Annotated in this window: 21 protein-coding genes and 2 tRNA genes; 9 read left to right on the top strand and 14 right to left on the bottom strand. The window is 67.2% G+C overall.

The genetic code is table 11. From position 1 onward, the window contains the following. Nucleotides 1–157: 157 nt before the first annotated feature. Nucleotides 158–655: a YchJ family protein gene (locus VH569_RS03990; protein ID WP_423314236.1), complete on the bottom strand. Its 498-nt coding sequence runs from the start codon at nucleotides 653–655 to the stop codon at nucleotides 158–160. Nucleotides 656–908: 253 nt separating this feature from the next. Between VH569_RS03990 and VH569_RS03985 the strand changes: the two genes are divergently transcribed. The 3 genes from VH569_RS03985 (at nucleotide 909) to VH569_RS03975 (ending at nucleotide 3,218) form a co-directional block, all read left to right on the top strand. Further along, a complete protein-coding gene (locus tag VH569_RS03985; RefSeq protein WP_423314235.1) occupies nucleotides 909–1,574 on the top strand; it encodes a ribonuclease HII in 666 nt (221 codons plus the stop codon). Between the two features lie 89 nt (nucleotides 1,575–1,663). Continuing rightward, nucleotides 1,664–2,746 (top strand): site-specific DNA-methyltransferase, encoded by a 1,083-nt coding sequence (locus tag VH569_RS03980; RefSeq protein ID WP_098736160.1) that lies wholly within the window; start codon nucleotides 1,664–1,666, stop codon nucleotides 2,744–2,746. An 88-nt stretch (nucleotides 2,747–2,834) separates the two neighbouring features. Continuing rightward, a complete protein-coding gene (locus VH569_RS03975) occupies nucleotides 2,835–3,218 on the top strand; it encodes a dihydroneopterin aldolase (RefSeq protein WP_377811502.1) in 384 nt (127 codons plus the stop codon). Between the two features lie 61 nt (nucleotides 3,219–3,279). Here VH569_RS03975 and VH569_RS03970 read toward each other — a convergent pair whose 3' ends face one another. Then, nucleotides 3,280–3,858 (bottom strand): hypothetical protein, encoded by a 579-nt coding sequence (locus VH569_RS03970; RefSeq protein ID WP_098736158.1) that lies wholly within the window; start codon nucleotides 3,856–3,858, stop codon nucleotides 3,280–3,282. Between the two features lie 217 nt (nucleotides 3,859–4,075). Here VH569_RS03970 and VH569_RS03965 point away from each other — a divergent pair. The 3 genes from VH569_RS03965 to VH569_RS03955 all read left to right on the top strand — a co-directional run bounded on the left by VH569_RS03965 (nucleotide 4,076) and on the right by VH569_RS03955 (nucleotide 5,188). Then, a tRNA-Asn gene (locus VH569_RS03965) sits at nucleotides 4,076–4,151 on the top strand. Between the two features lie 4 nt (nucleotides 4,152–4,155). Further along, nucleotides 4,156–4,232: transfer RNA gene (locus tag VH569_RS03960), tRNA-Asp, on the top strand. Nucleotides 4,233–4,441: 209 nt separating this feature from the next. Continuing rightward, entirely contained in the window at nucleotides 4,442–5,188 is a 747-nt protein-coding gene (locus VH569_RS03955; RefSeq protein WP_109050838.1) for a glucose 1-dehydrogenase, read from the top strand. Nucleotides 5,189–5,287: 99 nt separating this feature from the next. Here VH569_RS03955 and VH569_RS03950 read toward each other — a convergent pair whose 3' ends face one another. Together VH569_RS03950 and VH569_RS03945 are read right to left on the bottom strand one after the other, a co-directional pair. After that, nucleotides 5,288–5,851: a DUF3306 domain-containing protein gene (locus tag VH569_RS03950; protein ID WP_423314234.1), complete on the bottom strand. Its 564-nt coding sequence runs from the start codon at nucleotides 5,849–5,851 to the stop codon at nucleotides 5,288–5,290. Then, nucleotides 5,844–6,422 (bottom strand): DUF3305 domain-containing protein, encoded by a 579-nt coding sequence (locus VH569_RS03945; RefSeq protein ID WP_423314233.1) that lies wholly within the window; start codon nucleotides 6,420–6,422, stop codon nucleotides 5,844–5,846. The genes VH569_RS03950 and VH569_RS03945 overlap by 8 nt, the downstream gene beginning before the upstream one ends. A 167-nt stretch (nucleotides 6,423–6,589) precedes the next feature. On the opposite strand from VH569_RS03945, the gene VH569_RS03940 reads away from it, so the two are divergent. Next, entirely contained in the window at nucleotides 6,590–7,003 is a 414-nt protein-coding gene (locus VH569_RS03940) for a hypothetical protein (RefSeq protein WP_423314232.1), read from the top strand. A gap of 7 nt (nucleotides 7,004–7,010) precedes the next feature. Here the strand turns inward: VH569_RS03940 and VH569_RS03935 are convergent, their stop codons facing one another. The 4 genes from VH569_RS03935 to VH569_RS03920 form a co-directional block, all read right to left on the bottom strand. Continuing rightward, nucleotides 7,011–7,760 (bottom strand): phytochelatin synthase family protein, encoded by a 750-nt coding sequence (locus VH569_RS03935; RefSeq protein WP_423314231.1) that lies wholly within the window; start codon nucleotides 7,758–7,760, stop codon nucleotides 7,011–7,013. A gap of 357 nt (nucleotides 7,761–8,117) precedes the next feature. Beyond that, nucleotides 8,118–11,270 (bottom strand): carbohydrate-binding domain-containing protein, encoded by a 3,153-nt coding sequence (locus VH569_RS03930; protein WP_423314230.1) that lies wholly within the window; start codon nucleotides 11,268–11,270, stop codon nucleotides 8,118–8,120. A 392-nt stretch (nucleotides 11,271–11,662) separates the two neighbouring features. Then, nucleotides 11,663–12,487, bottom strand: coding sequence for a response regulator transcription factor (locus VH569_RS03925; protein ID WP_423314229.1), 825 nt, complete (start codon nucleotides 12,485–12,487; stop codon nucleotides 11,663–11,665). After that, nucleotides 12,484–14,733 (bottom strand): sensor histidine kinase, encoded by a 2,250-nt coding sequence (locus tag VH569_RS03920; protein ID WP_423314228.1) that lies wholly within the window; start codon nucleotides 14,731–14,733, stop codon nucleotides 12,484–12,486. Before VH569_RS03920 ends, VH569_RS03925 begins: the two co-directional genes overlap by 4 nt. Nucleotides 14,734–15,053: 320 nt before the next feature. On the opposite strand from VH569_RS03920, the gene VH569_RS03915 reads away from it, so the two are divergent. Continuing rightward, nucleotides 15,054–16,829, top strand: coding sequence for a sulfatase-like hydrolase/transferase (locus VH569_RS03915; protein ID WP_423314227.1), 1,776 nt, complete (start codon nucleotides 15,054–15,056; stop codon nucleotides 16,827–16,829). Between the two features lie 961 nt (nucleotides 16,830–17,790). Here VH569_RS03915 and hppD read toward each other — a convergent pair. Next, a complete protein-coding gene (hppD, locus tag VH569_RS03910) occupies nucleotides 17,791–18,864 on the bottom strand; it encodes a 4-hydroxyphenylpyruvate dioxygenase (RefSeq protein ID WP_423314226.1) in 1,074 nt (357 codons plus the stop codon). 136 nt (nucleotides 18,865–19,000) lie between these two features. Between hppD and VH569_RS03905 the strand changes: the two genes are divergently transcribed. Continuing rightward, the gene (locus tag VH569_RS03905) at nucleotides 19,001–19,477 is read left to right on the top strand and encodes an Lrp/AsnC family transcriptional regulator (protein WP_423314225.1); all 477 of its coding nucleotides are present in this window, start codon (nucleotides 19,001–19,003) and stop codon (nucleotides 19,475–19,477) included. A 20-nt stretch (nucleotides 19,478–19,497) separates the two neighbouring features. On the opposite strand, the gene VH569_RS03900 is transcribed toward VH569_RS03905, so the two are convergent. The 5 genes from VH569_RS03900 to VH569_RS03880 all read right to left on the bottom strand — a co-directional run bounded on the left by VH569_RS03900 (nucleotide 19,498) and on the right by VH569_RS03880 (nucleotide 25,281). Continuing rightward, the gene (locus tag VH569_RS03900) at nucleotides 19,498–20,646 is read right to left on the bottom strand and encodes a glycosyltransferase family 4 protein (RefSeq protein WP_423314224.1); all 1,149 of its coding nucleotides are present in this window, start codon (nucleotides 20,644–20,646) and stop codon (nucleotides 19,498–19,500) included. 2 nt (nucleotides 20,647–20,648) lie between these two features. Next, entirely contained in the window at nucleotides 20,649–21,890 is a 1,242-nt protein-coding gene (locus VH569_RS03895) for a glycosyltransferase family 4 protein (RefSeq protein ID WP_109049718.1), read from the bottom strand. Continuing rightward, nucleotides 21,887–23,182 (bottom strand): glycosyltransferase family 4 protein, encoded by a 1,296-nt coding sequence (locus VH569_RS03890; RefSeq protein ID WP_423314222.1) that lies wholly within the window; start codon nucleotides 23,180–23,182, stop codon nucleotides 21,887–21,889. Before VH569_RS03890 ends, VH569_RS03895 begins: the two co-directional genes overlap by 4 nt. Before the next feature lie 6 nt (nucleotides 23,183–23,188). After that, entirely contained in the window at nucleotides 23,189–24,154 is a 966-nt protein-coding gene (locus VH569_RS03885; protein ID WP_423314221.1) for a GDP-L-fucose synthase family protein, read from the bottom strand. Nucleotides 24,155–24,285: 131 nt separating this feature from the next. Further along, the gene (locus VH569_RS03880; protein ID WP_109490915.1) at nucleotides 24,286–25,281 is read right to left on the bottom strand and encodes an NAD-dependent epimerase/dehydratase family protein; all 996 of its coding nucleotides are present in this window, start codon (nucleotides 25,279–25,281) and stop codon (nucleotides 24,286–24,288) included. Nucleotides 25,282–25,322: the final 41 nt, after the last annotated feature.

The following is a 25,322-nucleotide window of genomic DNA, read 5'->3' as shown; positions in this document are numbered from 1 at the left end:
GGTTCCGACCCATAATTCAATCGGGATTGCGAATTTTCACCATCCGCGCACAACAAAAACTCCGCCGCCGCCTATGGAGCAGGCGGGGCGGGGCGATTGGGCCGTTTTTGTGCAGATGCAGCGTGACGATTCAGCCGCGACTCAAGAGCCGAACCGGTCAGGCGCCGTGGCACTTCTTGTACTTCTTGCCGCTGCCGCAGGGGCAGGGGTCGTTGCGGCCGACCTTGGGGCCGCTGCGCGGGCGGGCGCCCAGCTGGCCCTCGACATAGTACCAGCGGCCGTCCTGGTGGGCGAAACGGCTGGTCTCGTGGTGGGTCATCGGCTTGCCGTTCATGCTGAAGCGGGCGACGAACTCGACGATTCCCTCGCTGTCGCCCGGCTGGCCGTCCTCGGTCGAACGGATCTCCACGCCGGTCCACAGGCTGTTCTTGGCCCAGGTCTCGATCTCTTCACGGTTAAAGTCGTCGCGGGTGCTGGGCAGCAGCGTGTCGTGCAGATAGTCGATGTTGCCGGTGGCGAAGGCGGAATAGCGCGACCGCATCAGCGCCTCGGCCGTCGGGGCGGGCATGCCGGCCAGATAGGGTCCGCAGCAGGCGTCCAGCGGCTTGCCGGAACGGCAGGGGCATTCGGCGGCGGTCTGGGTCGTGTCGGTCATGGCCTGCTCTCGGGTGATGGCGGGGCGGGTTGCGGCAGAATCGCTGATGGTGGGGTCCGGCTTCGCGGGGCGCATCCATAGCGCAGCCGTGTGCCGCTTCTCAAGAGGCTGGTTGGCGCACATGGCCGCTATCTGCGGCCCCATCCCGTGCCGGCCTGATCCGCGGCGGTCTTGCGCGCGGACTCCGCCGCCGCTATCAAGCGGCCCCATCCCGATCCATAATCCACTGCTGCCCGGAAGGCTGTCCGCTCCCATGCCTGCCAAAGCACCCCGCAAAGCCGCCATCCCCCGGCAACGCCCCGACCTGTCGCTGGAGGCCGGCTTCGGTCCCGGACGCCGCGTCTGCGGCATCGACGAGGTCGGACGCGGCCCGCTCTGCGGCCCGGTGGTCACCGCCGCCGTGGTGCTGCCGCCCGAAGGGCTGCCGCCGGAGATCGCCGCCCTGATCGACGACAGCAAGGCGGTCAACCGGCGCCTGCGCGAGGAGATCGAGCCGGCGATCCGGGCGCATGCGCTCGCTTTCGCCATCGCCGAGGCGTCGGCCGCCGAGATCGACGAGCTGAACATCCACAAGGCGACGCTGCTGGCGATGAAGCGGGCCTATCTGGCGCTGCCCGGCCCGGCCCCCGACGCGGCACTGATCGACGGCAAATTCACCCCCGACATCGCGTGCGAGCGGGTGGCGGTCGTCAAGGGCGACAGCCGCAGCCAGTCCATCGCCGCCGCCTCTATTCTCGCCAAAGTGGCGCGCGACAGCGAGATGTTGCGGTTGTCGGTCCAGTATCCACACTATGGATGGGACCGAAACGCCGGCTATCCAACACCGGAGCATCTGGAAGCATTGACCCGTCATGGTGTCACGCCGCATCACCGAGTCAGTTTTGCACCAGTGAAACGCCAAAGGGCACTGAGCGGCTGAGCCGTCGTCACTTGGCAAAGAAAGCTGTTGACGGCGACTCGGCCGAGACTCATTGTCCGGCCGAGTCCCAGTTCTTTGCCGGTCGTAAAATGCTCCCTGAAAACCGTATCCTGGTCGGCGATTGCATCGCTCTCATGAACGATCTGCCGCCCGCTTCGGTCGATCTCATCTTCGCCGATCCGCCCTACAACTTGCAGTTGGGGGGTGAGTTGCTGCGGCCGAACCACACCCGCGTCGCCGGGGTGGATGACGAGTGGGACAAGTTCGACGATTTCGAGGCCTATGACCGCTTTACCCAGGACTGGATGGCGGCCGCCCGCCGCATCCTGAAGCCGGAAGGCTCGCTGTGGGTGATCGGCAGCTATCACAACATCTTCCGCGTCGGCGCCACGCTGCAGAATCTAGGCTTCTGGATTCTGAACGACATCGTCTGGCGCAAGACCAATCCGATGCCGAACTTCCGCGGCACCCGTTTCGCCAACGCCCACGAGACGATGATCTGGGCGGCCCGCGACAAGGATGCGCGCTACCGCTTCAATTACGATGCGATGAAGAGCCTCAACGAGGATCTTCAGATGCGCAGCGACTGGCTGCTGCCGATCTGCAACGGCGGCGAACGGCTGCGCGACGAGGACGGCAAGAAGACCCACCCGACGCAGAAGCCGGAATCGCTGCTGTACCGGGTGATCCTGTCCTCGTCGCGTCCCGGCGACGTCGTGCTGGATCCCTTCTTCGGCACCGGCACCACCGGGGCGGTCGCCAAGCGGCTGGGGCGCAAGTGGATCGGGCTGGAGCGCGACGACACCTACGTCAAGGCGGCCCAGGCCCGCATCGACGCGGTGGAGGAAGCGCCGGAGGCGGCGATCCTCGACACCCCGCCGAAGCGTGCCGCACCGCGCATTCCCTTCGGCTGGGTGGTGGAGCGCGGGCTGCTGCGTCCGGGTTCGACCCTGTTCGACCACCGCCGCCGCGTTGCCGCCCGCGTGCGCGCCGACGGCACGCTGATCGGCTCCGGCCCGCGCGGCGATCATCGCGGCTCGATCCATCAGGTCGGGGCGGCGATGGCCGGCCTGCCGGCCTGCAACGGCTGGACCTTCTGGCACTATGAGGAGGGCGAGGATCTGCGGCCGATCGACGTGTTGCGCGAGCGCATCCGCTCGGAAATGCACTGAATCCACCCCAGACCTGTCCGTCCGGCATAGGCGCCAGCGGGGACGGTTGCTTGGCAGCGGTGGCGTTGCCGTGTTAGGGCTGTCGGCCATGAACAAGCTCTTCGCCACCGTCACCGCCCCGGTGCCGCGTTCGGCCCCGGCGACGCTGTCCACCCGTTGTTTCGTGCGCGATCTGGTGATGGACGCGCTGATCGGCGTCTATGCCCATGAACGGCTGAAGCCCCAGCGCATCCGCCTGAACCTGGATCTCGACGTGATCGCCCCCGGCGTCACCGGCGAGGACATGGCGACCGTCGTCAAGGGCGTGGTCACCCAGGGCCACGTCACGCTGGTGGAAACGCTGGCCGAACGCATCGCCGAGCGCTGCCTCGCCGACGCGCGGGTGACGGTGGCCAAGGTCCGGGTGGAAAAGCTGGATGTCTTCCCCGACGCCGCCAGCGTCGGCGTCGAGATCGAGCGCGCCCGCGGATAAGGGCGCGCAAGCGTGAGGGCGGGTTCAGCCCTCACCGAACTCTGTCTTACCGCAAAATTTCTTATCGCCGCAACGGCACCGCCCGCTTGACCAGCCGGCGGTCCATGTCGGCTGCCGCCACCGTCGGCTCGCCCAGGCTGCGCATGACGAAGGCGAAGGTGTCCATCACCCGGTCCAGCACGATCTCGTTGTCGTCCGGGCGGCGGCTGACCGACACCACGGCATAGCCGGCGGCGCGCGCCACCGCCGGTTCGCCGCGCAGGCCGCGCACACCCCAGCCGGCGAGCGCATCCTTGCAGCGGAACAGCTCCGCGGCGAAGCCGCCGGCCGACTGGGTGCGCCCGACCACATAGGCGGCGGCGACCGCCAGCGGCGCCAGCAGCCCGTCCCAGTCCAGGCAATCCTCCCGCCCGACCCACACCCCGCCGACCGAGCAGGCGGCGGCACCGACCGCTTCGCCCAGCCCGGCGCGGAAGGCACGCAGCGATTCTACCGCGTCGGCCGCCGGCATCGGTTCCACCCGTCTCCCTTCCGGCATCAGCATCAGCCGGCCCGCCCATTCCGACGAGGGCGGCAGCTGTTCGGTCAGGCGCGCGAGCAGCGCCTCGCGGGCGGCGGCGAAGGGGACGACCTCGGACATCGGGGCCTGCGGCAATGGTGGGGAGAGGAGGCGAGAAAAAGCCTGAGATGCCCCGAACTGTCAAGAGCGAGCCTGCGCGCCGGCAACCCATGGCTGCGACCCAGGCGCAATGTCACAGGCGAAGGACGCTGAGCCGGCCTTTTCCCGGAAAAATGCGGAGCTTTGCATTTTTCCGCTTGCCAGCTTTCGCCAACGGCCATATAAGGCGGGCCTCTGTTCCCGGTTAGCTCAGTTGGTAGAGCAGCGGACTGTTAATCCGCTTGTCGCTGGTTCGAGTCCAGCACCGGGAGCCATAGCGCGGGTGTAGCTCAGTTGGTTAGAGCGCCGGCCTGTCACGCCGGAGGCCGCGGGTTCAAGTCCCGTCACTCGCGCCATTCTCTCCTCTATCTCTCCAAAACGATGTAGCGGATGATGGCGACTGCCCCACAGGGCAGCTTCGCGCTATCATGCATTCTTCGCCGTGTTCACGATCTACGTCGTGTTCACGATGCGGCCGAAAGCGCCGGTTCCCTGTTGAACGGAGTCCGCGCGCCGCAACGGCCGTGCGCATCTCGGATCGAGAATTGCCGGGGAGGAACCGCTCATGCGTTTGTCTGACAAGGTCGCCGTCGTCACCGGCGGGGGATCGGGCTTCGGCGAGGGCATCGCCAGACGCTTCGCCGCCGAAGGGGCCCGCGTCATCGTCGCCGACCTGGACGAGGCCGCCGCCGGCCGCGTCGCCGACAGCCTGGGAGAGACCGCACTCGCCGTCCGCGCCGACGTCGCGGTCGGGGAGGATTACGAGGCCATCGTCTCGGCGGCGCTGGGCGAGTTCGGGCGGCTCGACATCCTGGTCAACAATGCCGGCTACACCCACCGCTACGGCTCGATGCTGGACGTGGACGAGGCCACCTTCGACCGCATCTACGCCGTCAACGTGAAATCGATCTATCACAGCGCCATCCACGCCGTGCCGGTGTTCCGCGCCCATGGCGGCGGCGTGATCCTGAACATCGCCTCGACCGCCGGGCTGCGGCCACGGCCGAACCTGACCTGGTACAACGGCTCCAAGGGGGCGGTCATCACCCTGACCAAGTCGATGGCGGCGGAACTGGCGGCCGACAATGTGCGCGTCTGCGCCATCGCACCCGTGGCCGGCGAGACCGGCATGCTCCACCGCTTCATGGGCCAGGACACGCCGGAACGCCGCGAGCAGTTCCGCAGCAGCATCCCGTTGGGACGCCTGTCCACCCCGGCCGACATCGCCAACGCGGCGCTGTATCTCTGCTCCGACGAGGGAAGTTTCCTGACCGGCGTGTGCCTGGAGGTCGATGGCGGACGCTGTATCTGAGGGTGTTAGGCCACCACTTGGCATCCCCCTTTCCCTCTGGGGAGAGGGGGATGCACAGGGAGGATTTTCGGGAAAGGGCCGTCGGGCGGCCCCCTCACCCTAATCCTCTCCCCGCGGGGGAGAAGGGGCTGGTTCCCGGTCCGATGCATCGACGGGAGGCCCTTCCAATCCGTCTGCCGTCGGGGGCTGCGGAGGCTCGGTCAGGATTTCGGCATCGGCCACCGCCAATGTCTCGACCGCCTCTTCCTCCTCCCGCTTCTCGTCGGGCAGCACGGCGTTCAGCAGGCGGGCGATGTCGTCGGTGGGGCGCAGGGCGCCATAGCCGGGTGCGTTGTAGTCCCAGTCATATTCGGCGAAGCCGCGGAAGCCGGCGATGACCGGGTCGCTCGCCCAGGCGCGGCGCAGGGCTTCACGCCGCAGGTCCGCCGGAACCTCTCGGCGAAGAAAGCCGGTGTAGTCGCTGTCGGAGCCCAGGCTGTCCAGCGAGGGCAGGTCCGCCACCTCCTCGCCGGTCTCTCCAGGCGACGATTCGGGCGGCACCGGCTCGGGCAGCAGGGCTTCCGGCAGTTCTTCCGCCGGCTCCAGCACCGGCTCCTCCACCCGCTGGTCGCGCTTCAGCCGCGACCAGCGGCCGAGGAAGCCCTCCTCCCCGCGCTCAGCCATGCTGCGTCGGTCCGGGCTTGCGGTGCCGTGCCAGGGCTTCCGGGTCGGCGCGGTCGCGCTTGCGCTTGTGGAAGGGGCGCTCGACGAAATGGCGGGCGACGAAGCCGTCCATCCACAGCACCAGCAGGATCGGCAGCGGCAGCGCCTCGATCACGTCGTCGCCGGCTTCGGCATGGGCGTCGATCTCGCCGGGGTCGGCGGTGACCGCCAGCAGCTGCATCCCCGGCGCAGGACCGCCCGGCCGCAGGATGACGTAGGCGCTGGGCGTGCCGCCGTCGAGATTGTGCTTGTAGTTCTCGGCCTCGGTCGGGAACAGGGCGATCTCGGCGGTGCCGGCGTAATGGCGCGTCCAGTCCGGCCCTTCGGCCAGCACGCTCCAGTCGGGCAGGGTGGGGTCGGCCGGGACCAGCATCACCGGCTGCCAGCGCGCCTCGATCCACGGATTGTCGACGCGCCGACGCTCCACCACCACGCCGACGCTGCGCCGTTCGGCGCGGTCCTGGGGCGAGGCGGGAGCGGTGGCGGCGGCAGTGGAGGGGGTGGCGGCGGAGGACGGGAACTCGCTGGGCATTGTCGGTGTTCCTGATGGGCTGGGACCGGACGGCCTGAAAGCCGGACTCTGTCCCCGGTACAACGCGCCGCCGGCCGTTTGGTGCCGTTGCGCATTGGACTCCAACGGCTTTCCCCAAAAGGCCCAACGCTCCAATGGCCCCAATGGCCTCAACGGAAGGATGCGCCATGCGCAAGTTCGCCGCCGCCCTGCTGCTGTCGGGGCTCCTGTCCGGCCTGCCGCTGGCCGGTGCCGCCGCACAGCAGGCGGATCAGCAGCAGAGCCAGCAACCAGCCGCCGCTCCGGTCGACTCCGGATCGAAGGAGTCCGCCGGCGACGCGCTCGCCCGTGACGGCAAGGTGCAGCAGAGCCAGGATCCGCAACCCAGCGCGCAGGGCACCAAGCCGCCCAACCCGTCCAGCTCCGCCGCCACGGGAAGCCAGGAATTGCAGCAGGCGCTCGCCGACGTGCGCCGGGCACCGCCCGACCTGAACGGCAACCGGGTGCCGCGCCCTAACCAATGGGCGAGCGAACCAGATCAGCCGAACGAGCCGACCCGGTCGCAGAACCCCTCGGACCTGACCAGCCAGGAAGTGAAGTAAAGGGCGCTCAGCCGGAAACCCGGCGGCTGCGGACGCGGATCAGTCCGCTGCCCTCGGGGTCGGCACGGTCGGGCTTCAGCATCGCCTCCAGCAGCCGGGCGTCGCTGGTCCAGTAGGGCACGTACCAGGCGCGGTCAGGGTCCATCACCAGCGCGCGCTTGCCCACCGGGTCATAAGCGCCGAGCGGCGCGATGTGGCCGAGGCCGATGTCGCCGGTCAGAGTGCCCTGGTCGAAGGCCAGCAGGATGATGTCGTCGGCGCTGCGCTCATTGTCCGACAGGATGCGGCGCAGCTCCGCCAGCGTCGCGGGAGAGGTGTCGCGCGGGCGCCAGACCTCCACCTCGGCGTCGATGCCGTAGGCGCTCAGGCTGCGGCGGACATAGGTGATCAGCTCGCCGAAGGAGATGCCCTCGCCATCGTCGGCGGTGGCGTCGCGCCAATGGTCGTCGTCCAGCCGGTCGAGCAGCTGTTTGGCGGTGACCAGCCGTTCCGACGCCAGCCCGGGCAACCCGCGCAGCGCGTTCAGCATCATGGCCACGCTGGCCACCGAACAGGAGGCGCCGGTCGTCTGCGGCACGTAATAGGGGCTGAGCGCCCAGTAATCCGGTGCGGGCGTGGTGCGGACGAAATCGACCGAACGGGTGATCGGCACGGCGTCAGGGCCGAATTTCGGTTTCCTGTCGTCCTGTTGGGCCGAGGCCGGCCCCGCCGCACAGGCGGCCCACAGCAGGAGGCCGGCCCCCAGGGTCTTCGCCACGGCTCCTGCGGTCCATCCTGAGGTCCACGTCGCTTGCTTCATCGGAAACTGTCTCGGTCCGTCCGGTCTGGAATGGGAGCGCGCCCCGATCCGTGCAGCTTGGGCCTGTCCGCAGCGGAGCGCGGCCTGGATATGGTGCGCTGCGGCGTGGACGCCAAGCAGGGGGCACGGCTGCGCCGATTGCGCTTGTGCCGGGCGCCGGTGGTCATTTCTGAAAGGATTTTGGAAACGCATGTGGGCGGAGCCTCCGTCGCTCGACCTCGAGCAAAACAGGCTCCGCCCACCGCTGGGGCCGGCACATCGAGGGCGTACCCCCGATGCGCCGGCCCCCGATAAGCCGGCTTCAGGATCGGGCGATCAGACGCCGTCCCAGAAATGCTCCAGACCGACCGCGGCGACGCCGTCGGCACCCATCTTGGCCCAGGCGAGGTCGTGGATGCCCATCGCGAAGGCGGGCGAGGTCGGCAGCAGCGAGTAGTCGCCCCAGTAGGCGTTGGTGAACATCGGCTTGCCGATCACGTCGTGATCGCCGTACTTCGGCACGTTGTAGACAAGGTTGTTGTCGATGACGAAGTCGTTGGCGCTCAGCAGCTCGATGTAGTCGTCCAGCGGCAGGGTGCCCATCACCACGTTCTTGGTGATCGTGTTGTTGTGCGGGTCGCCGGCCGTGCCGTGCACCGGCTGCCATTCGATGCGGATGAAGTCTTCCTTGTTGCTGGCGATGACCGAGAAGTTGTTGGTCACCACGTTGTTGTCGCCGCCATGGATCTGCACCGAGGCCCAGTCGGCGTCCTTGATGAAGTTGTCCCTGACGGTGATGCCGCCGGCCATGTCGTCCAGATAGATGCCGAAGCCCTTCTGGCCGAACATCCAGGTGTCCTGGTTGCTGGTGGCGAGGCCGTTGGCATGCTCGATCCGGTTGCCCTGGATGATCATGCCGGTGTCGACGCTGGAGCGGCCGAGGATCTCGATGGCGCCGCCGTCGGCGGTCTCCAGCCCGGTGTAGGAGATGTTGTTGTACTGGATGATGTTGTTGTGGTTCACCGTGTTGGTGGTGCCGCCGTAATCCTTGAACGAGATGCCGTAACGGGCGCTGTGGTCGATGTCGTTGTTGGAGATCAGGTTGTTGTCCACCCCGGTGCCGATGATGCCGGACACCGCCTTGCGCACTTCGCCGATGTTGCTGATGCTGTTGCCGTAGATGCTGTTGCCATTGCTGCGGCCGTCCATCTCGATGCCGCTTTCCGCCAGATGGTTCAGCGTGTTGTGGGCGATGTCGTTGTTGGACGAGGCGGCGGTCAGCTTGATCGCGGTGCCGACGTTCAGGAAGCTGTTGTCGCTGATGTGGTTGCCGCTCGACTTCGTCAGCAGCAGGGCGTCGCCGCCGGTGGTGGTGTTCTTGAAGGTCAGCCCGTCGATGGTGACGTTGCTGGCGCCGTTCAGCTTGATCAGCGTGTCCAGCCGCGGCACCTCGACGCCGCTGGAGACGAAGCCGGAGCTGGCGGCCTTGTAGAGCAGCTTGCCGTCCGAGGTGCGCCAGGCGAACTCGCCGGCCTGATCGACATAGGCGGCGTTGTTCAGCAGCTTGTAGGTGGTGCCTTCCGCGAACGGCAGCGAGGCGCCGTTCTTCAGCATGATGGTGCGGGTGGAGGCGTTGAAGCTGGCGATGGTGCCCAGCGTGTCGCCCAGCCGCTCGGCATCCATGATCTGGATGAGCGTGCCCGGCTGGATGTCGGCGGCGGTCACGTCGGTGCCGTGCGAGCGGATCGACCAGCCGCTGGGCCCGCCCGAGGCGGCGTCGGCGAAGTGCCAGCCGCTGGTGACGTCGGCGGCGTCGTAGGCGAACTTCTCGGCCAGATGCTGGCGGACGTCGCCGACGATCAGGTCGAGGTTGCTGGCAGTGCCGAGCTTGGCCGAATAGAGGCCGTTGCCCTCGCTGGTGAAGCTCTTCACCACCTCGCCGCCGCTGAGCACCGGCTTCTCGCCGGGATAGTTCTGGAAGCTGTGGCCGTTGTCGAGCGAGGTCAGTTCCAGCGTCTTGGTCAGGTGATAGGTGCCCTCGCGGACATAGGTGGTGTCGATGGTGGAGTTGGCCCGCATGGCGGCCTGCGCCTTCTCCAGGCTGGCGAACGGGCCGTCGGTGCCGTCGGCATTGGGGGCGGCCAGCTTGCCGGACCAGGTGTCCTTGCCGTTGGCGGCGACGTAGAAGGCGGGCTTGGTCGGGGCGGTCGGCACCGGTGTCTGGGTGGCGGGCGTATCGCTGAACAGGTCGGTGCCGGCCTTGATGTTGAGCGCGCCGCCCCAGTAGAGACCCTCCTGGCCCTTCACCACGTCCTTGCCGTCGACGGCACCCTTGTCATAGGTGACGATGCTGTCGGTGACGGCGACGGTGTGGCCGTTGATCGAGACCGACTTGACGAACAGGTTGCGGTCGACGCCGTTCACGGTGGCGTCGTTGTCGTACCAGACCTGGACCGTGTGGGCCTTGGTCGGGTCGATGTCGGCGGTGAACTTGTAGCCGGTGGTGGTCGCCGCCGCCTTGGCGTCGCCGATCACCTGCCCGTCGACCAGCAGCTTGAAATGCGCGGCCTGTCCGCCGGCCGAGGTGCCATAGGCGTTGACGACGATGTCCACCGCCTTGCTCGGCGGCGGCGGGGGCGGCGGCACATAGGCGCCGCCGAAATACTCCTCCGGCACGCCGAAGGTCAGGGCACCGCCCCAATAGAGGCCTTCCTGGCCGGCGACGACGAACTTGCCGTCCACCGGACCCTTGTCGTAGGAGGCCATGTCGGAGGTCGAGGCGATGGTCTGGCCGTCGATGTTGATCGACTTGACGAACAGGTTGCGGTCGACGCCGTTCACGGTGGCGTCGTTGTCGTACCAGATCTGGATCTTGTGGGCTTCGTTCGGGTCCACCTTGGCGGTGAAGGTGTAGTCGGTGGCCGAGGTGGCGTTGACCCAGGCATCGCCGACCACCTGATCGTCGACCAGCAGCTTGAAGTGCGGCGCCTGCCCGGCGGCGCTGACACCATAGGCCTTGACCTTGATGGTGGTGGTCATGGTGGCGGCCGTCTCGGCGTCCGGCACGGTGGCGGCGGACGGGAACAGGGTGGCGGGCAGCGGCACGTTCAGCGCGCCCGGCCAATACATCTCGGTCTGGCCGGAGATGACGTTCAGCCCGTCGATCTTGCCGGTGTCGTACTTGACCGAGGGATCGATCGACAGGATGGTCTTGCCATTCACCTCGAACGACTTGACGAACAGGTTGCGGTCCTCGCCGTTAACCGTGTCGTCGTTGTCGTAGACCAGCTGCAGCGCATGCGCCTTGTCGGCCGGCACGGTCGCGGTGAAAACGTAGCGGGATTGGGTGGCGGAGGAAACGGTGGCCTCGCCGATGCTGGCACCGTCCAGAAGCAGTTGAAAATGCGGCCATTTTCCGCCGGCTGCCGCGCCCCAGGCATTGACCGCAAAGGTGACCTGGATCGTGCCGTCGGTGTTGGTGGTAGCCATTTTGGAACTCCGCTTTATGGGTATCGCCTCGTTCCGCAGGCTCGTCTGTTAGCCTTAATCGGGTACTAACACTTATGGTTAGGAAATTATGAATGAGGGCGTTTCCCGTGGCATGAATGAGACAAAAAACGGACGATTGTTTTTTAGGCGAATCAGAGAAAAATGAAACTCCGGCTTCCTTGGCAGTCTGGCAGAAATTGACCGGCAAATTTTGCCCGGTTACCTGGGGCTCAACCGTTTCTATTTGATGGAAGCCTTATGGTTGAAGGGCGATTTGCCGTTTTGGGCTGCCAGACATTGCGAATGCCGGTTGCATGCGTCATCCGGATATCGCGCTTGAAGAATGGTACCGGAGACCCGGCTTCCGCGTCCAGCTTGGGCCGCTGAGGCGATCACTGCGGCCCCGCCCTGTCGACCGTCTTGTCTGGACCGCCGATTTCCAGCACCGGGGCCGAAAACAGGTAGCCGCGGTTGTGCACCGTCTGGATCGGCGCCTTGCCGCCCATGGTGATCTCTATCTTCCGGCGCAAGCGGGAAACCAGCACGTCGAGGCTGCGGTTGCCGGACTCGTCCTCGCGATAGCCCAGCGCCGCCAGCAGCGCGCCGCGCGAAACGGTCGCCCCCGGTTCGAGCAGCATGGCGTCGAGCAGACGCATCTCCGACGAGGTGACCTGCACCGTCCGGCCACGGGGGTCGCGCAGCAGCCAGTCCACATGGTCCAGCACCCACGCGTCGGCCGCCGGACTCTCCACGGAGGCGGCACGGCCCGACGCCGGGCTTTCGGTTCCGGCCGCCGCCCGTCTGGGCAGCCGGCCGACCAGATTGAGCAGGGCGGCAGCCAGTTCGCGGCAATCCACCGGCTTGACGAAATAAAGGTCGGCGCCGCTCTGAAACCCCTTGATGCGGTCTTCGGAGGCGCCGCGGGCGGTCAGCATCACCACGCCGATCTCCCGCCGCCGGCGCAGAAGGGAGGCGATCTCGAATCCCTCCTGATCCGGCAGCCCGACATCGATCACCGCCACATCGATATCCATGGTCGCTAACGCCTGGAAGAACTCCAGCGCCGTGCCGACGCCGATGGTGGTGAACCCCGTCAGCTTCAGATAATCCTCGATGCTCTCGCGCAGGTCGCCGTCATCCTCGACCAGGATCACGCGCGGCCGCAAGGCGCCCGATTGATCGTGCCCGGCCATAACCGCAGGCTTCGGATCGGTCATTCCCATCTCCCCTCGCTCTCTCCGGCGACCGCGGCCGGGGCGCCGTCGGCCCCCATGTCCAATGCCGGGATTTCAACCGTCGCCGTGGTCCCCACCCCGATCCGGCTCGCCAGGGACAGGCGGCCGCCATGCAGTTCGACGATGCGCCGGGCAAGCGCCAGCCCGACGCCGGTTCCCGGCATGCTCTGCGCCTGCTGCGACCGGAAGAACTTGCCGAACACCCGTGGCAGGTCGGTCTCGGCGATCCCCATGCCGCTGTCGCCGACCTCGACACGCAGCCAGCCGTCCGCAATCGTCACACCGATCCGCACCGGCCGGTCGGCCGGCGAGTATTTCAGCGCATTGTCGAGCAGATTGACGAACACCGTGGTCAGCAGCGGCCGGTCGGCCAGCAGCATGACATCTGCCGCGCCCGCACCCCCCGGCCGGTCATCCATCGCCCGGCCATCTGTCGGCCGGCCGTGGGTCAGGACGATCGCACGGTCCGGGAAGTGGCTGCGCACGATCGACAGCGCCTCGTCCAGGCACTCGGACAGGGCCATCGGCTTCCTGGTCGCCGCCAGCCCGTCGACATCGATCCGCGCACGCTGCAAGCCGACATCGACGATCTCGACCAGCCGGTGAACCGCCCGCCTCATGCGGGCGAGCGGGCGTTCGAACCCGCTGCGGTCACCGCCGGCCATATCGCTCCCGATCTGCAGAGCCAGCACGTCCAGGCTGGCGCTGATCACGGACAGGGGAGTGCGATATTCGTGCGAGATCATGTCGACGAACTGGGTGCGGTCGCGGGCCGCCTTCCGTTCCGCCAGCAGCGCCTCCTCGAGCTGGTGCGTGGCCTCCATCAACTGCCGCGTGCGGCCGGCGGCGAGGGTCTGGGCATGCTCCTCGGCATCGCGCGCCGCCGCCAGCGCCGCCTGCTGCGCTTCCCGCCAGTCGCGCTCGGCCTGCTTGACCCGCTGGGCGAGGCTGAGGGTCATCAGCAGCATGTGGAACAGCGCCCCCGCCATGTTGCCGTATTCGACGGACTCGATCATCGGCAGAAGCCCGACATTGCGCAGCAGAAGCATCACGCCGCCGGCAAGCGGCAGCAGGAAGGCCAGCAGCCAAAGCCGGGCCTGGCGATGCCCGTGCAGCGCCAGCCTGAGCGACAGCAGCGCCGCCAGGATGAACAGCATGGCGGCGACGAACTGGATGACGGCGCCGATCGCCGCATAGTGTCCGGCGAGCGCGACCAGGGTGCCGGCCAGACCGACCGCGACCATGACGGTGATCGTCCCCCGCAGCACCGGATTGCCCCGCCGCAGATCGAACAGCGCCCCGGTGAACAGCGCCCCGAACAGCAGGACCGCGCACAGTGCCGTCCCGATCAGCCAGTCGGCGATGCGGTGCGCGCCGGACGGCCACAGCAGGAACAGCATTCCGCTGGCCGGCAGGTTGCCCGCCAGCATCGCCAGCACGTAAAGCCCATACCAGCCATAGACCCGATCGTGCAGCCACAGCCAGAAGACGAGGTTGATGGTGCCGATCATGACGGCGATGCCGAACCAGGCGCCAAGGATGGACAGGTCCAGCGTCGCATGCGTCATGAAGGCGGGTGGCGACCACAGACGCAGACTGAGCGCCGTGGTCCGCACCGTGGCGATGCGGATCAGGATCACCGTCTCGCAACCGGAGCGCAGGCTCACGGGAACGACGAGGGAGGGAAACGGAATCGGGCGCCCGGCATAGGGCAGGCCATCCCCCAGGACCGTCTCCACGACCGCGCCATCGTCGTCACAGCCCAGCGCATAGAGGCGCAGTTCGTTCAGATAGGGCGGCTTCATCTCCAGCAGACGGTCGAGCGCCGCCGGTGAGGTGGCCGGTGAGGCGGCCGGCGGATAACGCAGCCGGATACGGACCCAGGTCGCTCCGGAAACGAAGCCGCGGGCGAGGAAGCCGGGAATCGGCCGGAATGAGGCCGCCGCCGGGCCGGACCGCAGGTCGTCCAGGCCCAGCCCGCCGCCCGGGTCGTCCAGAACCTCCAGATGGCCCGCCAGCGACAGCGACCGATCCTCCGCCCGGACGGTCAGCGGGGCCGCCGCCGCGGGCGGATCCATCGGAACCGCCCCGACCAGCCGCAGCGCGGCCAACGCCACGGCCAACGCCAGGATCAGGGAACCGCCCAGCAGCCCTATGACGACACGCCTTCGCACCGTCCGCTCCCCCGCCTTTCCCATCATCGGCCTGCCGGGCCGCACAAGCTTCATTCATTGCGGGCATTTCCGACCATATTGCACGCCAGCCGCATTCTTCCACAGATAACAAAAAGAACCTCAAGTCATACCCGACAAATCCGCCTTATCATGCAATTACAATCACGAAACAATCCAAAAAACATCATTATTCATCCTGCATACCGCAGTGTGGTTAGATCTTGTGATGTTTGTTGATATAGATCACCTGTACCTTTCAGCCAAACGAGCGCTAGATATTGGCCGGGTTCTTATTTCTCTTGAAGTAATCGATATCTACCCCTGGGCATGATCACCAGCGGGCAGTCCCCATTCTCATTCCTGCGGAGACGGATATGGCGACCCAGACCGGCACGAAGCCGAACATCATTCTGCTGACCCTGGACGAAATGCGCTTTCCAAGCGAATTTCCCAACGGCGTCCAGTCCGCCGGGGAATTCCTGGCGAAATACATGCCCTATACCCACCGCATGCTGTGGGAGAAGGGGGTGAAGTTCAGCAATTACCAGACCGCCGCGGCCGACTGCACGCCGTCCCGCGGGGTCATGGCGACCGGTCTCTACGCGCAGCAGACCTGGCTGATGCTGACGCGCGCCAACATGTTCAACGCGCAAAGCACGGCGGCGCCGCAGCCATCCCTGGAGACGGCCTTCCCGACCTACGGCAAGCTGCTGCGCGAACAGGGGTACGACACGCCCCTGATCGGCAAGTGGCACATGTCGAACTACCCCGCCGGCCCGACCTCGGCCGCCGCCTATGATTATTTGGAACCCTACGGCTTCGAGGGGCTGACCATGCCGGACCCGCTGGGCCAGCCGGGCCAGGGATCGGGCGCCACCGTGGCGAGCCCCCCGCCGGTCGGCGCCGACCCGGTCCTGAGCGATGCGAACATCGTCGCCCAGGCGAATTACTGGCTGAAGAGCCGCTCGAACAGCGGCAACCGGAAGCCGTTCTGCCTGACGGTCGGGCTGGTCAACCCCCATGACAAGCAGTTCTTCTGGGCCGGCATCGAGGGCGCCGTCTATCAACAGCAATACAAGAAGGCCGGCAAGACGGCGCCGGTCGCCTACACCGGCATCGTCGCCGGCCAGTCCGACCCGCCGGACTACGGCTATCAGCTGCCGGCGAACTGGCAGCCAGCCGACACGCTGCTGGAAAGCGGGGTGAAGCTGCCCCGGCTGGGCCGGGATTTCTTCTCCTATGTGATGACCGGCGATGTCAGCGACGATCCCAACCAGACCGACTTCACCATGGCGCCCACCCCGGTAACGGACAGCGTGGTTCCCTATGCCCCCTTCGGCTATTGGACGAAGGCGCTGGACATGTACACCTGGGCGATGAATCAGGTGGACATCCAGATCGGCCAGCTGATCGGCAATCTGCCCGAGGATCTCGCCGCCAACACCGTGATCGTGTTCACCTCCGACCATGGCGAATACGCAAGCGCCCATGGTTTGCAGGGCAAGGGGTTCAGCGTCTACAAGGAATGCCTGAACGTCCCCCTGATCGTCGTCGATCCGCGCCCGGACGGCGTGGTTTCCGCGCCGGACATCGTCCGCGAACAGCTCGCGTCCTCCGTCGATCTGGTTCCGCTGCTGGTGTCGATTGCCCGCGACGGCACCGAATGGATGCGAGAGGAGCCTTACAAGGCGCTCTACGGAACGCGGGCGCGCCTGCTCGACATCCTGCGCGACCCCGGGGCGCCGGGCCGCAAATACGCCCTCTACACGACGGACGAAGCGTTTCCGACCAGCTACAACTACCTGAACGCTCCTTTCCACGCCATCGGGGTGGTCACGGAACAGGGCAAGCTCGGCACCTATGCCTTCTGGGATCCCAGCACGAACGGCGGGCAGCCCCTGAAAGCCGGGGTGGAGGTCGAGTATTTCGACTACACCGCCCCGGACGGCAAACTGGAAATGACCAGCACGGCCGACAGTCCGGCGGCGCAGGAGCTGCTCCACACGCTGATGACCACGCTTCTTCCCGATGAGCTTCAGGCGCCTTTGCCGGAGCCGTATCAGTCGGCGCAGCAGAACGCCCTGGACGCCTATTGGAAGTATGTGAAGGGGATCGACGCGGTGTCGATGATCGGCGGCCGCCGCAGCTGACGCCGCCCCGAGGCTGGAGCGTCCCGCGGTTCACAGCGAACAGCGGATGCTCCAGCGACTTCCCCAGGGCGATAGGACACTGGGCCATAGCACCATACCGGATGCATCCGGAACGGGTCGCCATCGTCTGGTCGAGGGCATTGCCACCTGAAAAAAAGAATAGCTCCTCCACAAGCTTGGAGTGGGTCGCCGGGTGGGCGATAATGGGTCGGCGGGTCCGTCGCCAAGACCGCCTGCGCTCAACACCCGTAAAGGAAAATCGAAAGTGATGTTGAACACGGACTTCGGGGAACCCCTCGACAAGCTCTGCCCGAAGTGCGGGAGCGCAAACCTCGTCCACAGCGTGGAAACGCAGGCGGTCCGTTTCCCCTATGGACCAGGGGACGTTCTGATGGCGACCGTCGATGTGCGGGTGCCCGTTACCACGTGCGGTGCCTGTGGGGACGCCTGGACTGATGCCCGAGCAGAGAGCGTCCGGGAAGAAGCCGTTTTGCAGCGCCTTAATGAGTTGAAGGCCTGAAAGGACAGCCGCAATTGAGGCTGTATCGGGATCGCGGCCTTCGGAGGGTGGGTATATCGGTGGAGGGGCAGGGGAGGGCTGAGTGGGTTGCGGACGGATCGACAGCGGCTGGTTGACGGCTGCTGGGATCGGCGCGGTTCGGTCGTCTCGAAGCCACTGGCCGGGCGGCTGGTGGTTCCTGCCTGAATGGCTTCCTGATGAAGCCCAGCACGACGTCGGTCCATTCCCGACACGGGTGAGCGGCAATCGCTGCGGCCGAGGCCGCCGGTGCCGCTCACCAGTTCCAGTAAAGGAGCATCCTCACCCGTCATGGGGCGACAAAAAACACATAAGTGTAATTATGGAAATATTTGCTGCAAATCCGCGGTTCCCAACGCGGAAACGCCGCCCGGCTTTGCGACCGGACGGCGTTCGGAACCTGCCTGGAGAATTGGCCGACGCTCAGGCCGCATCCTCGCTCAGCACGCCGCGGCGGATCTGGTCGAGTTCGATGGATTCGAACAGCGCCTTGAAGTTGCCCTCGCCGAAGCCCTCGTTGCCGATGCGCTGGATGATCTCGAAGAAGATCGGGCCGATGACGGTCTGGGTGAAGATCTGCAACAGCAGGCCCTGGCCCTCGGTCGGAGCGCCATCGAGCAGGATGCGGTTGGCCTGGAGACGCTTCAGATCCTGGTTGTGGCCCGGCACACGGGTATCGACGCGCTCGTAGTAGGTGTCGGGCGTGTCCTGGAACGGGGTGCCCATGCCGCGCATCGTCTCCACCGTGCGGACGATGTCGTTGGTGCCGAGCGCCACATGCTGGATGCCTTCGCCCCTGTAGTCGCGCAGATATTCGACGATCTGCGACTTGTTGTCGGCGGATTCGTTGATCGGAATGCGGATCTTGCCGCAGGGGCTGGTCATCGCCTTCGACCGCAGGCCGGTCAGCTTGCCCTCGATGTCGAAGTAACGGATCTCGCGGAAGCCGAACAGGCGGGTGTAGAACTCGGCCCACTCCTCCATCCGTCCGGTGTGGACGTTGTGGGTCAGATGGTCGATGTAGGTCAGGCCGGCGCCTTGCGGATGCTGGTCCACCCCCGTCAGCGGCACGAAATCGACCTCATAGATGCTACCGCGGTCGGCATAGCGGTCGACGAGGTAGATCAGCGAATCGCCGATGCCCTTGATGGCGGGGATGTTCAGTTCCATCGCGCCGACGCGGGTCTCGACACCCCAGGCGCCGAGGTCCAGCGCCCGGCGGTAGGCGAAGGCGGCGTCGCCGACGCGGAAGGCGATGGCGCAGATCGACGGGCCGTGCTGGGCGGCGAAGTTGCGCGGGAAGCCCGACGGTTCGGCATTGACGATGAAGTTCACGTCGCCCTGGCGGTAGAGCGTCACGTCCTTCGACCGGTGGCGGGCGATTGCCGTGAAGCCCAGCTGCTCGAACAGGCGGCCCAGCGCCACGGTGTCCGGCGCCGTGAATTCGATGAACTCGAATCCGTCGGTCTTCATCGGGTTGTCCCACATGTCGGCCATGATCGCCTCTCCCTTTGATTGTCCTGCGATCAGTATGCCGGACTGTCCGTGGAAAGAGCTTTCAAAGTGAGGCGGGCGCACCTATGATTTTGGCAGGATTTTTCGGCGTTCAGCCTGTGATCGGAGAGTCTTGCCGTTGTCCGCCGCGCTATCGGAAATCGACATCAGAATCCTCGTCGCCTTGCAGGAGGATTCGCGCCTGACCGTGCAGGAGCTGGCCGACCGGGTCGGCACCTCGCCCTCCTCCTGCTGGCGCCGCCTGAAGTCGCTGGAGGAAACCGGGGTGATCCGCCGCTACACGGCGCTGGTCGATCCCAAGGCGGCGTCGGTCGGCGAGTGCGTCTTCGCCCATGTGACGCTGGACCGCCATTCCGCCGAGACCGCCGCCATCTTCATCGACGCGGTGCGCAAACGGCCGGAGGTTCTGGAATGCTATGCGGTGTCGGGCGACGCCGACTATCTGCTGCGGGTCGCGGTGCGGGCCATCGCCGACTACAACCGCTTTCTGGAGGAGTTCGTGTTCCAGCTACCCTTCCAGGTCCGCATCCGCTCGAACTTCGCCCTGAAGGAAATCAAGTTCGAGACGGCGCTGCCGCTGGGGAGTGGGGCGTAAAGCCGCCCCTGGCGTCTCCCCTACCCTGCCACGCGGCGCTTGGCCGGCACTGCGGCGGCTGCGGCGGCCGGGTGCGGGCCGGCGATGCGGTCCAGCAGCAGGTCCAGGCCGCTGCGGCTGGTCTCGAAGGCCACGCGCGCACGGGTCAGCGTCTGCGCCGAGGCGGCGGCGAGTGCTTCGCGGTCGTCGGCCCAGGCCGACAGGATCGGCAGGGCCGCCTTCACGAAGTCGGTGTTCTGCGGCACCAGCCCGTCGGCCGGGATGTCGGAGCCGATGCAGCCGCGCTCATAGGCCAGCACCGGCACGCCGGCGGCCATCGCCTCGAACAGCACCAGCGGCTGCGCCTCGTTGCGGTAGCGCGTCGGGAAGACGAAGACGTCGATGTCGCGGTAGAAGGCCTCCTTGGTCTCGCCATGGACCGGGCCGTGATACTCGACCGCCCCGTCGAAGGCCATCAGCCCGGCGGCGATCATCGCGTTGTCCTTCGGTTTCAGCCCCGGACCGGCCAGCACCAGCCTGGCGTCCACCCCCTCGAGTTGCAGGGCGCGCAGCAGGGCGAACAGCGTGTCCAGCCCCTTCTCGCTGCACAGGTTCGACAGATGGCCGATGCGCAGGGGACCGTCGCGCCGCGAACGCGGGAGGACGCCGGGAGCCGAGAAGATGGCGTTCGACATGGTCATGCAGGTGCGCGCCGCCGGATAGATCGACTGGAAGCGCATCTGCATCGCCGGGCACAGCAGGACATGGGTGCAGTCGCTGCCGGCGACGCGGGTCAGCAGCCGCATCCGCCAGGTCGGCTTGGAGATGGTGGCAAAGGAGTGATGGTGCAGCACCCGCTCATAACCGAACAGCCGCGCGGTCCCGGCCAATGCTGCGGTGTAGAGCGCGCCCCAGCCCGAATCCACCGGCATGTAGAAACGGCGGTCGGGCTTGCGCAGCCCGGCGGCGAGCCGGCCCATGGTGCCGAACACCCGCGTCATCTTGCGCAGATGGTAGACGGCGCCGCCGCCGTTCCAACCGGGCGACAGGTCGGCGACCTCCACGCGGCCGCGCCCCCGCATGCGGTCCTGCAAGCGCTCCAGCACCAGGGCCGTCACCCGGCTCATCCCATCCACCGGCGGCGGCAGGCGCCCGGAGACGACCACATGGGTGCGCGCGTTCCGTTCCATCGTCAACTCCCGGTCAGTGCCGCTCCGGTCGACCGGCCATGCTGGCCACCCTCCGGGTCGGCGGAATAGTCGGACACATAGTCCGTGTCCGCGCTGCGCTCCGCCTTCGGGCCGCCCAGCGCCACCACGGCCTTCTCCACCGACAGGGCGAAGAAGCTGGCGTCGGCCAACGCCTGGAAGGGCCGCCCGTTCAGGCTCAGGCGGCGCCACTCGTCCTCGTCGCCCGCGACCGACAGCATGTAGCGCGCCAGCCCCTCGGGGTTGTCCGGCTCCACGATGTGGCCGTTCAACCCGCTGCGGATCAGCACGTCGCGCGCGCCGCACTGGTCGGACAGGATGGTCGGAACGCCCATGGCGAGGGCCTCGTTCACCACCAGACCGAACTGCTCCTCCAGCGACGGCAGAAGCAGGCAGAGCGTGGACCCCAGTGTCTCGGCGATCCCCTTTTCCTGGAGGAAGCCGCGGAAGACGATCGACCCGTCCAGCCCGCGCCGCGTCACCTCGGCCCGCAGCTCCGCCTCCAGCGGACCGGAGCCGCAGAGGTGGAGCGGTCGGGCGGCGGGACCGGCCAGCCGCCGGTAAATGTCATAGGCTTCGACCGCCCGGAACAAGTTCTTCTTCGGGACGAAGCGCGCGATGATGGTGAAGTGGCGGTCGGCGAAGGGTACTCCCCCAGGGGCCGGTTCCATCCCGGACAGGCGGCGGATGCGGTCCAACGACAGAGTGTCGTACCCGATGTAGAGCCGGTCCTTCGGGAGTCCCAACAGACGGAAGTAATCCACCGTGCGGTGGCTGCCGCCGATCCCCGCCTGATAGGGGGAGTAGAAGACGCTCTTGACCATTTCGCGCCACAGGATGCGCGGCTTGTCGTCGTATTTGGAGGCGTTCATGTTGATGACCTTGCGGCCCATCAGCCGCATGGTCAGGGCGAGCGCGAAGACGTCCGGATCCTCGTAATGGCAGAGGAAGACATAGCGCGCGTCGGCGTTGCGGCATTCGCGCAGCAGGGCGCGGTAGACCGCGGCCTTCGACAGGTCGGCCTTCGACTGTCCGGGGAACAGGGTGATCTTGCGGAAATTCTGCCCCGTCCCGGTCGAATCCCAGGCGTAGGTGTGCGACTTCGACCCGACCTCCAGCCCGATCACGTCGTAGACGTGACCCAGCCGGCGGCCGACCGCCTCCAGCCGGTCCATGTGGTAGGGGCCGAACATCTCCCAACTGAAGACCAGCGCGGGCTTCTTCATGCTGCCTCTCCCAACAGAAGGCGGGCGTAGCGGTCGAGCGCCACGGCGCGCGTGGCGTTCGCCTCCACCCAGGCGCGGCCGCGGCGGCCCATGGCGGTGGCGCGGGCGGGGTCCGACAGCAGGGCGGCAACCGCCTCGGCCATCGCGCGCGGCTCCTCCGGCGGGGTGCACAGGAAGGCGCCGACCTGCGCCTCCAGCGTGGCGAGCGCCGATCCCGGCAGGCAGGTGCTGACGAAGGGCCGGCCGGCGGCGAGGATGGTCACCGCCTTGCCGGGCATGGCGAAGGCCGCCCCCTCGGGCCGCTGGGGCACGAGATGGACGTCGCCCTCCGCCATCGCCTCGTTCAGCTGGTCCTTCGGTGCCAGCGGCTGGAAGATCACGTTGCCGAGGCCCATGGCGCGGGCGCGGCCCTTCAGCTCCTCCTCCAGCCCGCCCTGGCCACGCATCTTGATACGGGCCTGCGGCATCAGCTCGGCCAGATGACCGGCCATGTCCAGCACCTGCTCCAGTCCCTGCTTGCGGGCGAAGGCGCCGCTGTAGAGCGCGGTCGGCGGCTGGTCGGGGCGCGGCAGCGGGTGGACCGCGTCGGCATCGACATGGGGCGGGATCACATGGATCGGCCGGGTGACACCCAACTCCTCCAGCACGCCGCGCATCGGCTCCGACAGGACGACGATGGCGTCGGCGCGGTTCAGCGCCGTGCGCTCCATGGCGCGGATCGCCTTGACCGCCGCCTTGCCGCCCATGCCCAGTGCACTGGCAAGGCCGGACTGGATGTCATGGACGATGGCGACGTGGCGGCCGCCCGGCGCCTTGAAGCGGTTGGCGATGGCCACCGACAGGATCGATGGGCAGAGCGACAGCACGGCGGCATGCCGTCCGACCCGGCCGCGGGCACGGGCGGCGGCGAAGCCGGCATGCAGAACGCCCTCATGGATCAGCCGGGCCTTCATGCCGCCGCCGGCCGGCGGGATGGTGTGCAGGCGCTCGATCAACACGCCCTCCACCGTCTTGCTGTCCTGCGCCCCGTCGGCGTAGCCGTCATAGACCTTGTTGCCGGGATAGTTGGGACGCGCGGTCAGCACCGTGGTCTCGGCCCCGGCCGCCGCGAAGGCGGTGGCGAGGTCGGTCATCATCGGCGCGCTGCCGGCCGGTTCCGGCCAATAGCTCTGCGCCACGAGCAGCAGTTCTTCCGGCACGGGCACCTCCGCCAGGGAAGGCGTGCCCGCTGAAGCCTTGGAAGCCGGCCGGTCGAAAGCCGGTGGCCGCAGATGGATGGAATCGTCCGGCATCGGGCGTTACTCCGCTGCCTGCTTGGGGACTTGGCGACGCTCTGGAGCGGCATTCTCCAGGAACCAGTCGTAGGTGCGGCGCAGCCCCTCCTCCAGCGACACCTTCGGGCGCCAGCCGGTGGCGAACAGGCGCGACACGTCCATCAGCTTGCGCGGGTGGCCGTCGGGCTTGCTCAGATCGTGGGTCAGCGTGCCGGTGTAGCCGACGGTGTCGCGGATCAGTGCTGCGAGGTCGGCGATGGCGATGTCGTCGCCGGGGCCGACATTGATGATCTCCCCGCTGTCGTAATGGTCCATCAGATGCAGGCAGGCGTCCGCCATGTCGTCGACATAGAGGAACTCGCGCCGCGGCGTGCCGGTGCCCCACAGGGTGACCGTCGGGTCGCCGGCCACCTTGGCATCGTGGAAGCGCCGGATCATGCCCGGCAGCGCATGCGAGGTCTCGGGCTCGAAATGGTCGCCGGGGCCGTACAGGTTGGACGGCATGGCGCAGATGGCGTTGAAGCCGTACTGGCGCCGGTAGGCCTGGCACATGGTGATGCCGGCGATCTTGGCGACGGCGTAGGGCTTGTTGCTCGGCTCCATCTCGCCGGTCAGCAGCGCCTCTTCCTTGATCGGCTGTTCGGCATGCTTGGGATAGAGGCAGGAGGAGCCGAGGAACAGCAGCTTTTTCACGCCGGCGCGCCAGGCGGCGTCGATGACGTTGTTCTGGATCAGGAGGTTGTCGCGGATGAAATCGCCGCCGAAGCGGTCGTTGGCGAGGATGCCGCCCACCTTCGCCGCGGCCAGGATCACCTGTTCGATGCCCTCGCGGTCGAAAAAGGCGCGCACCGCCGCCTGATCGGTCAGGTCGAGCTGCGACCGGTCGCGGATCACGAGGTCGGTGTGCCCGGCCTCGGTCAGCCGCCGCAGAATGGCGGATCCGACGAGTCCCCGGTGCCCGGCGACGAAGATGCGGCTGTTGCGGTCCATGCGGGCCGTCTCCTTAAGATCTTGTGCGAACGAATGCCTCATCGGCCGTCGTCCCCGCGAACGCGGACTCCCGCCTTCGCGGGGACGACGGATGGGAGCGCGACCGCCGGTCACGCTCCCCTGATGACGCCCTACTCCGCCGCCTGCCCCATGCGCCCCAGATCGGCACGCGCTCGCTCGGCATACCACTCGACCACGCCGGGCAGGCCGGCGGAGAGCGGGATGCGCGGGGTGAAGCCCAGCGCGGTCAGCTTGGCGATGTCGGGGCTGCGGCGGTCGGTGCCGCCGGGAGCCGCCGGACCGGGCATCACCTGGGCCTCGCGGCCGAGGCAGGCGACCGTCTGGCGGGCGAGGTCGGCGATGGTGACCTCCTCCGGGTTGCCGACATGGTAGATGCCGAGATGCTCGCCCTTGTCGACCACCGTCACGATGCCGTCGATGGCGTCGTCGATGTGGACGAAGGCGCGGGTCTGGCGGCCGTCGCCCTGGATCTTGAAGGGCACCGTGCCGCTCGGGTGGCCGGCGATGGCCTCCACCGCGCGGCGGGAGAATTCCGGCACCACATGCTCCCAGCCCATGTCGGGGCCGTAGACGTTGTGCGGACGGAAGATGGCGACGCGGTCGAAGCCGCTGCGGCCCCAGTTGACGGCCAGCAGCTCCGAGATCAGCTTGGAGCCGCCGTAGCTGTAGCGGGCGTTCAGCACGTCCGGCACCACCAGCGGCACATCCTCCGGCGTCGGCACCATCGGCGGGGTCTGGTAGGCTTCCGAGGAGGAGGCGACGACCAGATCGCCCACGCCGTCGGCGCGGCAGGCGTCCAGCACGTTCAGCATGCCGCGCACGCCGACGTCCAGCACCACTTCCGGCTTCTCGTAGAAATGCTTGGTTCCGTTGACGGCGGCCAGATGGAGCACGCCGTCGACGCCGCGCACCGCCCCGCGCACGGCGTCAGCGTCGCGGATGTCGCCCTGGACGAATTCCACGTCGTCGAGCACGCCGGCCAGCCGCCCGGTATGCCCGCGCGAATTGTCGTCCAGAACGCGGACGCGGTGGCCGTCACGGACCAGACGGTGGACCAGGGCGGCGCCGATGAAGCCGCTGCCGCCGGTGACGAGATAGTGTTTCATGTCGGTCAAATTCCTCTTCCCAAACCGCTTGGCCAAAGCCC

The sequence above is a fragment of the Azospirillum sp. 11R-A genome, from assembly GCF_049472615.1.
In the GTDB taxonomy this organism is placed as follows: Bacteria; Pseudomonadota; Alphaproteobacteria; order Azospirillales; family Azospirillaceae; genus Azospirillum; species Azospirillum palustre.
Note: the sequence above shows the minus strand (reverse complement) of the source record. Positions and strands in the feature narration are given on the sequence as shown.

What these genes read in the sequence shown, in the direction of transcription:
- VH569_RS03900 (WP_423314224.1), bottom strand. Translation starts at nt 20,646, where the DNA reads ATGGAACGGAACGCGCGCACCCATGTGGTCGTCTCCGGGCGCCTGCCG.
- VH569_RS03925 (WP_423314229.1), bottom strand. Translation starts at nt 12,487, where the DNA reads ATGACCGATCCGAAGCCTGCGGTTATGGCCGGGCACGATCAATCGGGC.
- VH569_RS03915 (WP_423314227.1), top strand. Translation starts at nt 15,054, where the DNA reads ATGGCGACCCAGACCGGCACGAAGCCGAACATCATTCTGCTGACCCTG.
- VH569_RS03970 (WP_098736158.1), bottom strand. Translation starts at nt 3,858, where the DNA reads ATGTCCGAGGTCGTCCCCTTCGCCGCCGCCCGCGAGGCGCTGCTCGCG.
- VH569_RS03885 (WP_423314221.1), bottom strand. Translation starts at nt 24,154, where the DNA reads ATGGACCGCAACAGCCGCATCTTCGTCGCCGGGCACCGGGGACTCGTC.
- VH569_RS03880 (WP_109490915.1), bottom strand. Translation starts at nt 25,281, where the DNA reads ATGAAACACTATCTCGTCACCGGCGGCAGCGGCTTCATCGGCGCCGCC.
- VH569_RS03930 (WP_423314230.1), bottom strand. Translation starts at nt 11,270, where the DNA reads ATGGCTACCACCAACACCGACGGCACGATCCAGGTCACCTTTGCGGTC.
- VH569_RS03940 (WP_423314232.1), top strand. Translation starts at nt 6,590, where the DNA reads ATGCGCAAGTTCGCCGCCGCCCTGCTGCTGTCGGGGCTCCTGTCCGGC.
- VH569_RS03945 (WP_423314233.1), bottom strand. Translation starts at nt 6,422, where the DNA reads ATGCCCAGCGAGTTCCCGTCCTCCGCCGCCACCCCCTCCACTGCCGCC.
- VH569_RS03950 (WP_423314234.1), bottom strand. Translation starts at nt 5,851, where the DNA reads ATGGCTGAGCGCGGGGAGGAGGGCTTCCTCGGCCGCTGGTCGCGGCTG.
- VH569_RS03890 (WP_423314222.1), bottom strand. Translation starts at nt 23,182, where the DNA reads ATGCCGGACGATTCCATCCATCTGCGGCCACCGGCTTTCGACCGGCCG.
- VH569_RS03985 (WP_423314235.1), top strand. Translation starts at nt 909, where the DNA reads ATGCCTGCCAAAGCACCCCGCAAAGCCGCCATCCCCCGGCAACGCCCC.
- VH569_RS03895 (WP_109049718.1), bottom strand. Translation starts at nt 21,890, where the DNA reads ATGAAGAAGCCCGCGCTGGTCTTCAGTTGGGAGATGTTCGGCCCCTAC.
- VH569_RS03990 (WP_423314236.1), bottom strand. Translation starts at nt 655, where the DNA reads ATGACCGACACGACCCAGACCGCCGCCGAATGCCCCTGCCGTTCCGGC.
- VH569_RS03955 (WP_109050838.1), top strand. Translation starts at nt 4,442, where the DNA reads ATGCGTTTGTCTGACAAGGTCGCCGTCGTCACCGGCGGGGGATCGGGC.
- VH569_RS03920 (WP_423314228.1), bottom strand. Translation starts at nt 14,733, where the DNA reads ATGAAGCTTGTGCGGCCCGGCAGGCCGATGATGGGAAAGGCGGGGGAG.
- hppD (WP_423314226.1), bottom strand. Translation starts at nt 18,864, where the DNA reads ATGGCCGACATGTGGGACAACCCGATGAAGACCGACGGATTCGAGTTC.
- VH569_RS03975 (WP_377811502.1), top strand. Translation starts at nt 2,835, where the DNA reads ATGAACAAGCTCTTCGCCACCGTCACCGCCCCGGTGCCGCGTTCGGCC.
- VH569_RS03980 (WP_098736160.1), top strand. Translation starts at nt 1,664, where the DNA reads ATGCTCCCTGAAAACCGTATCCTGGTCGGCGATTGCATCGCTCTCATG.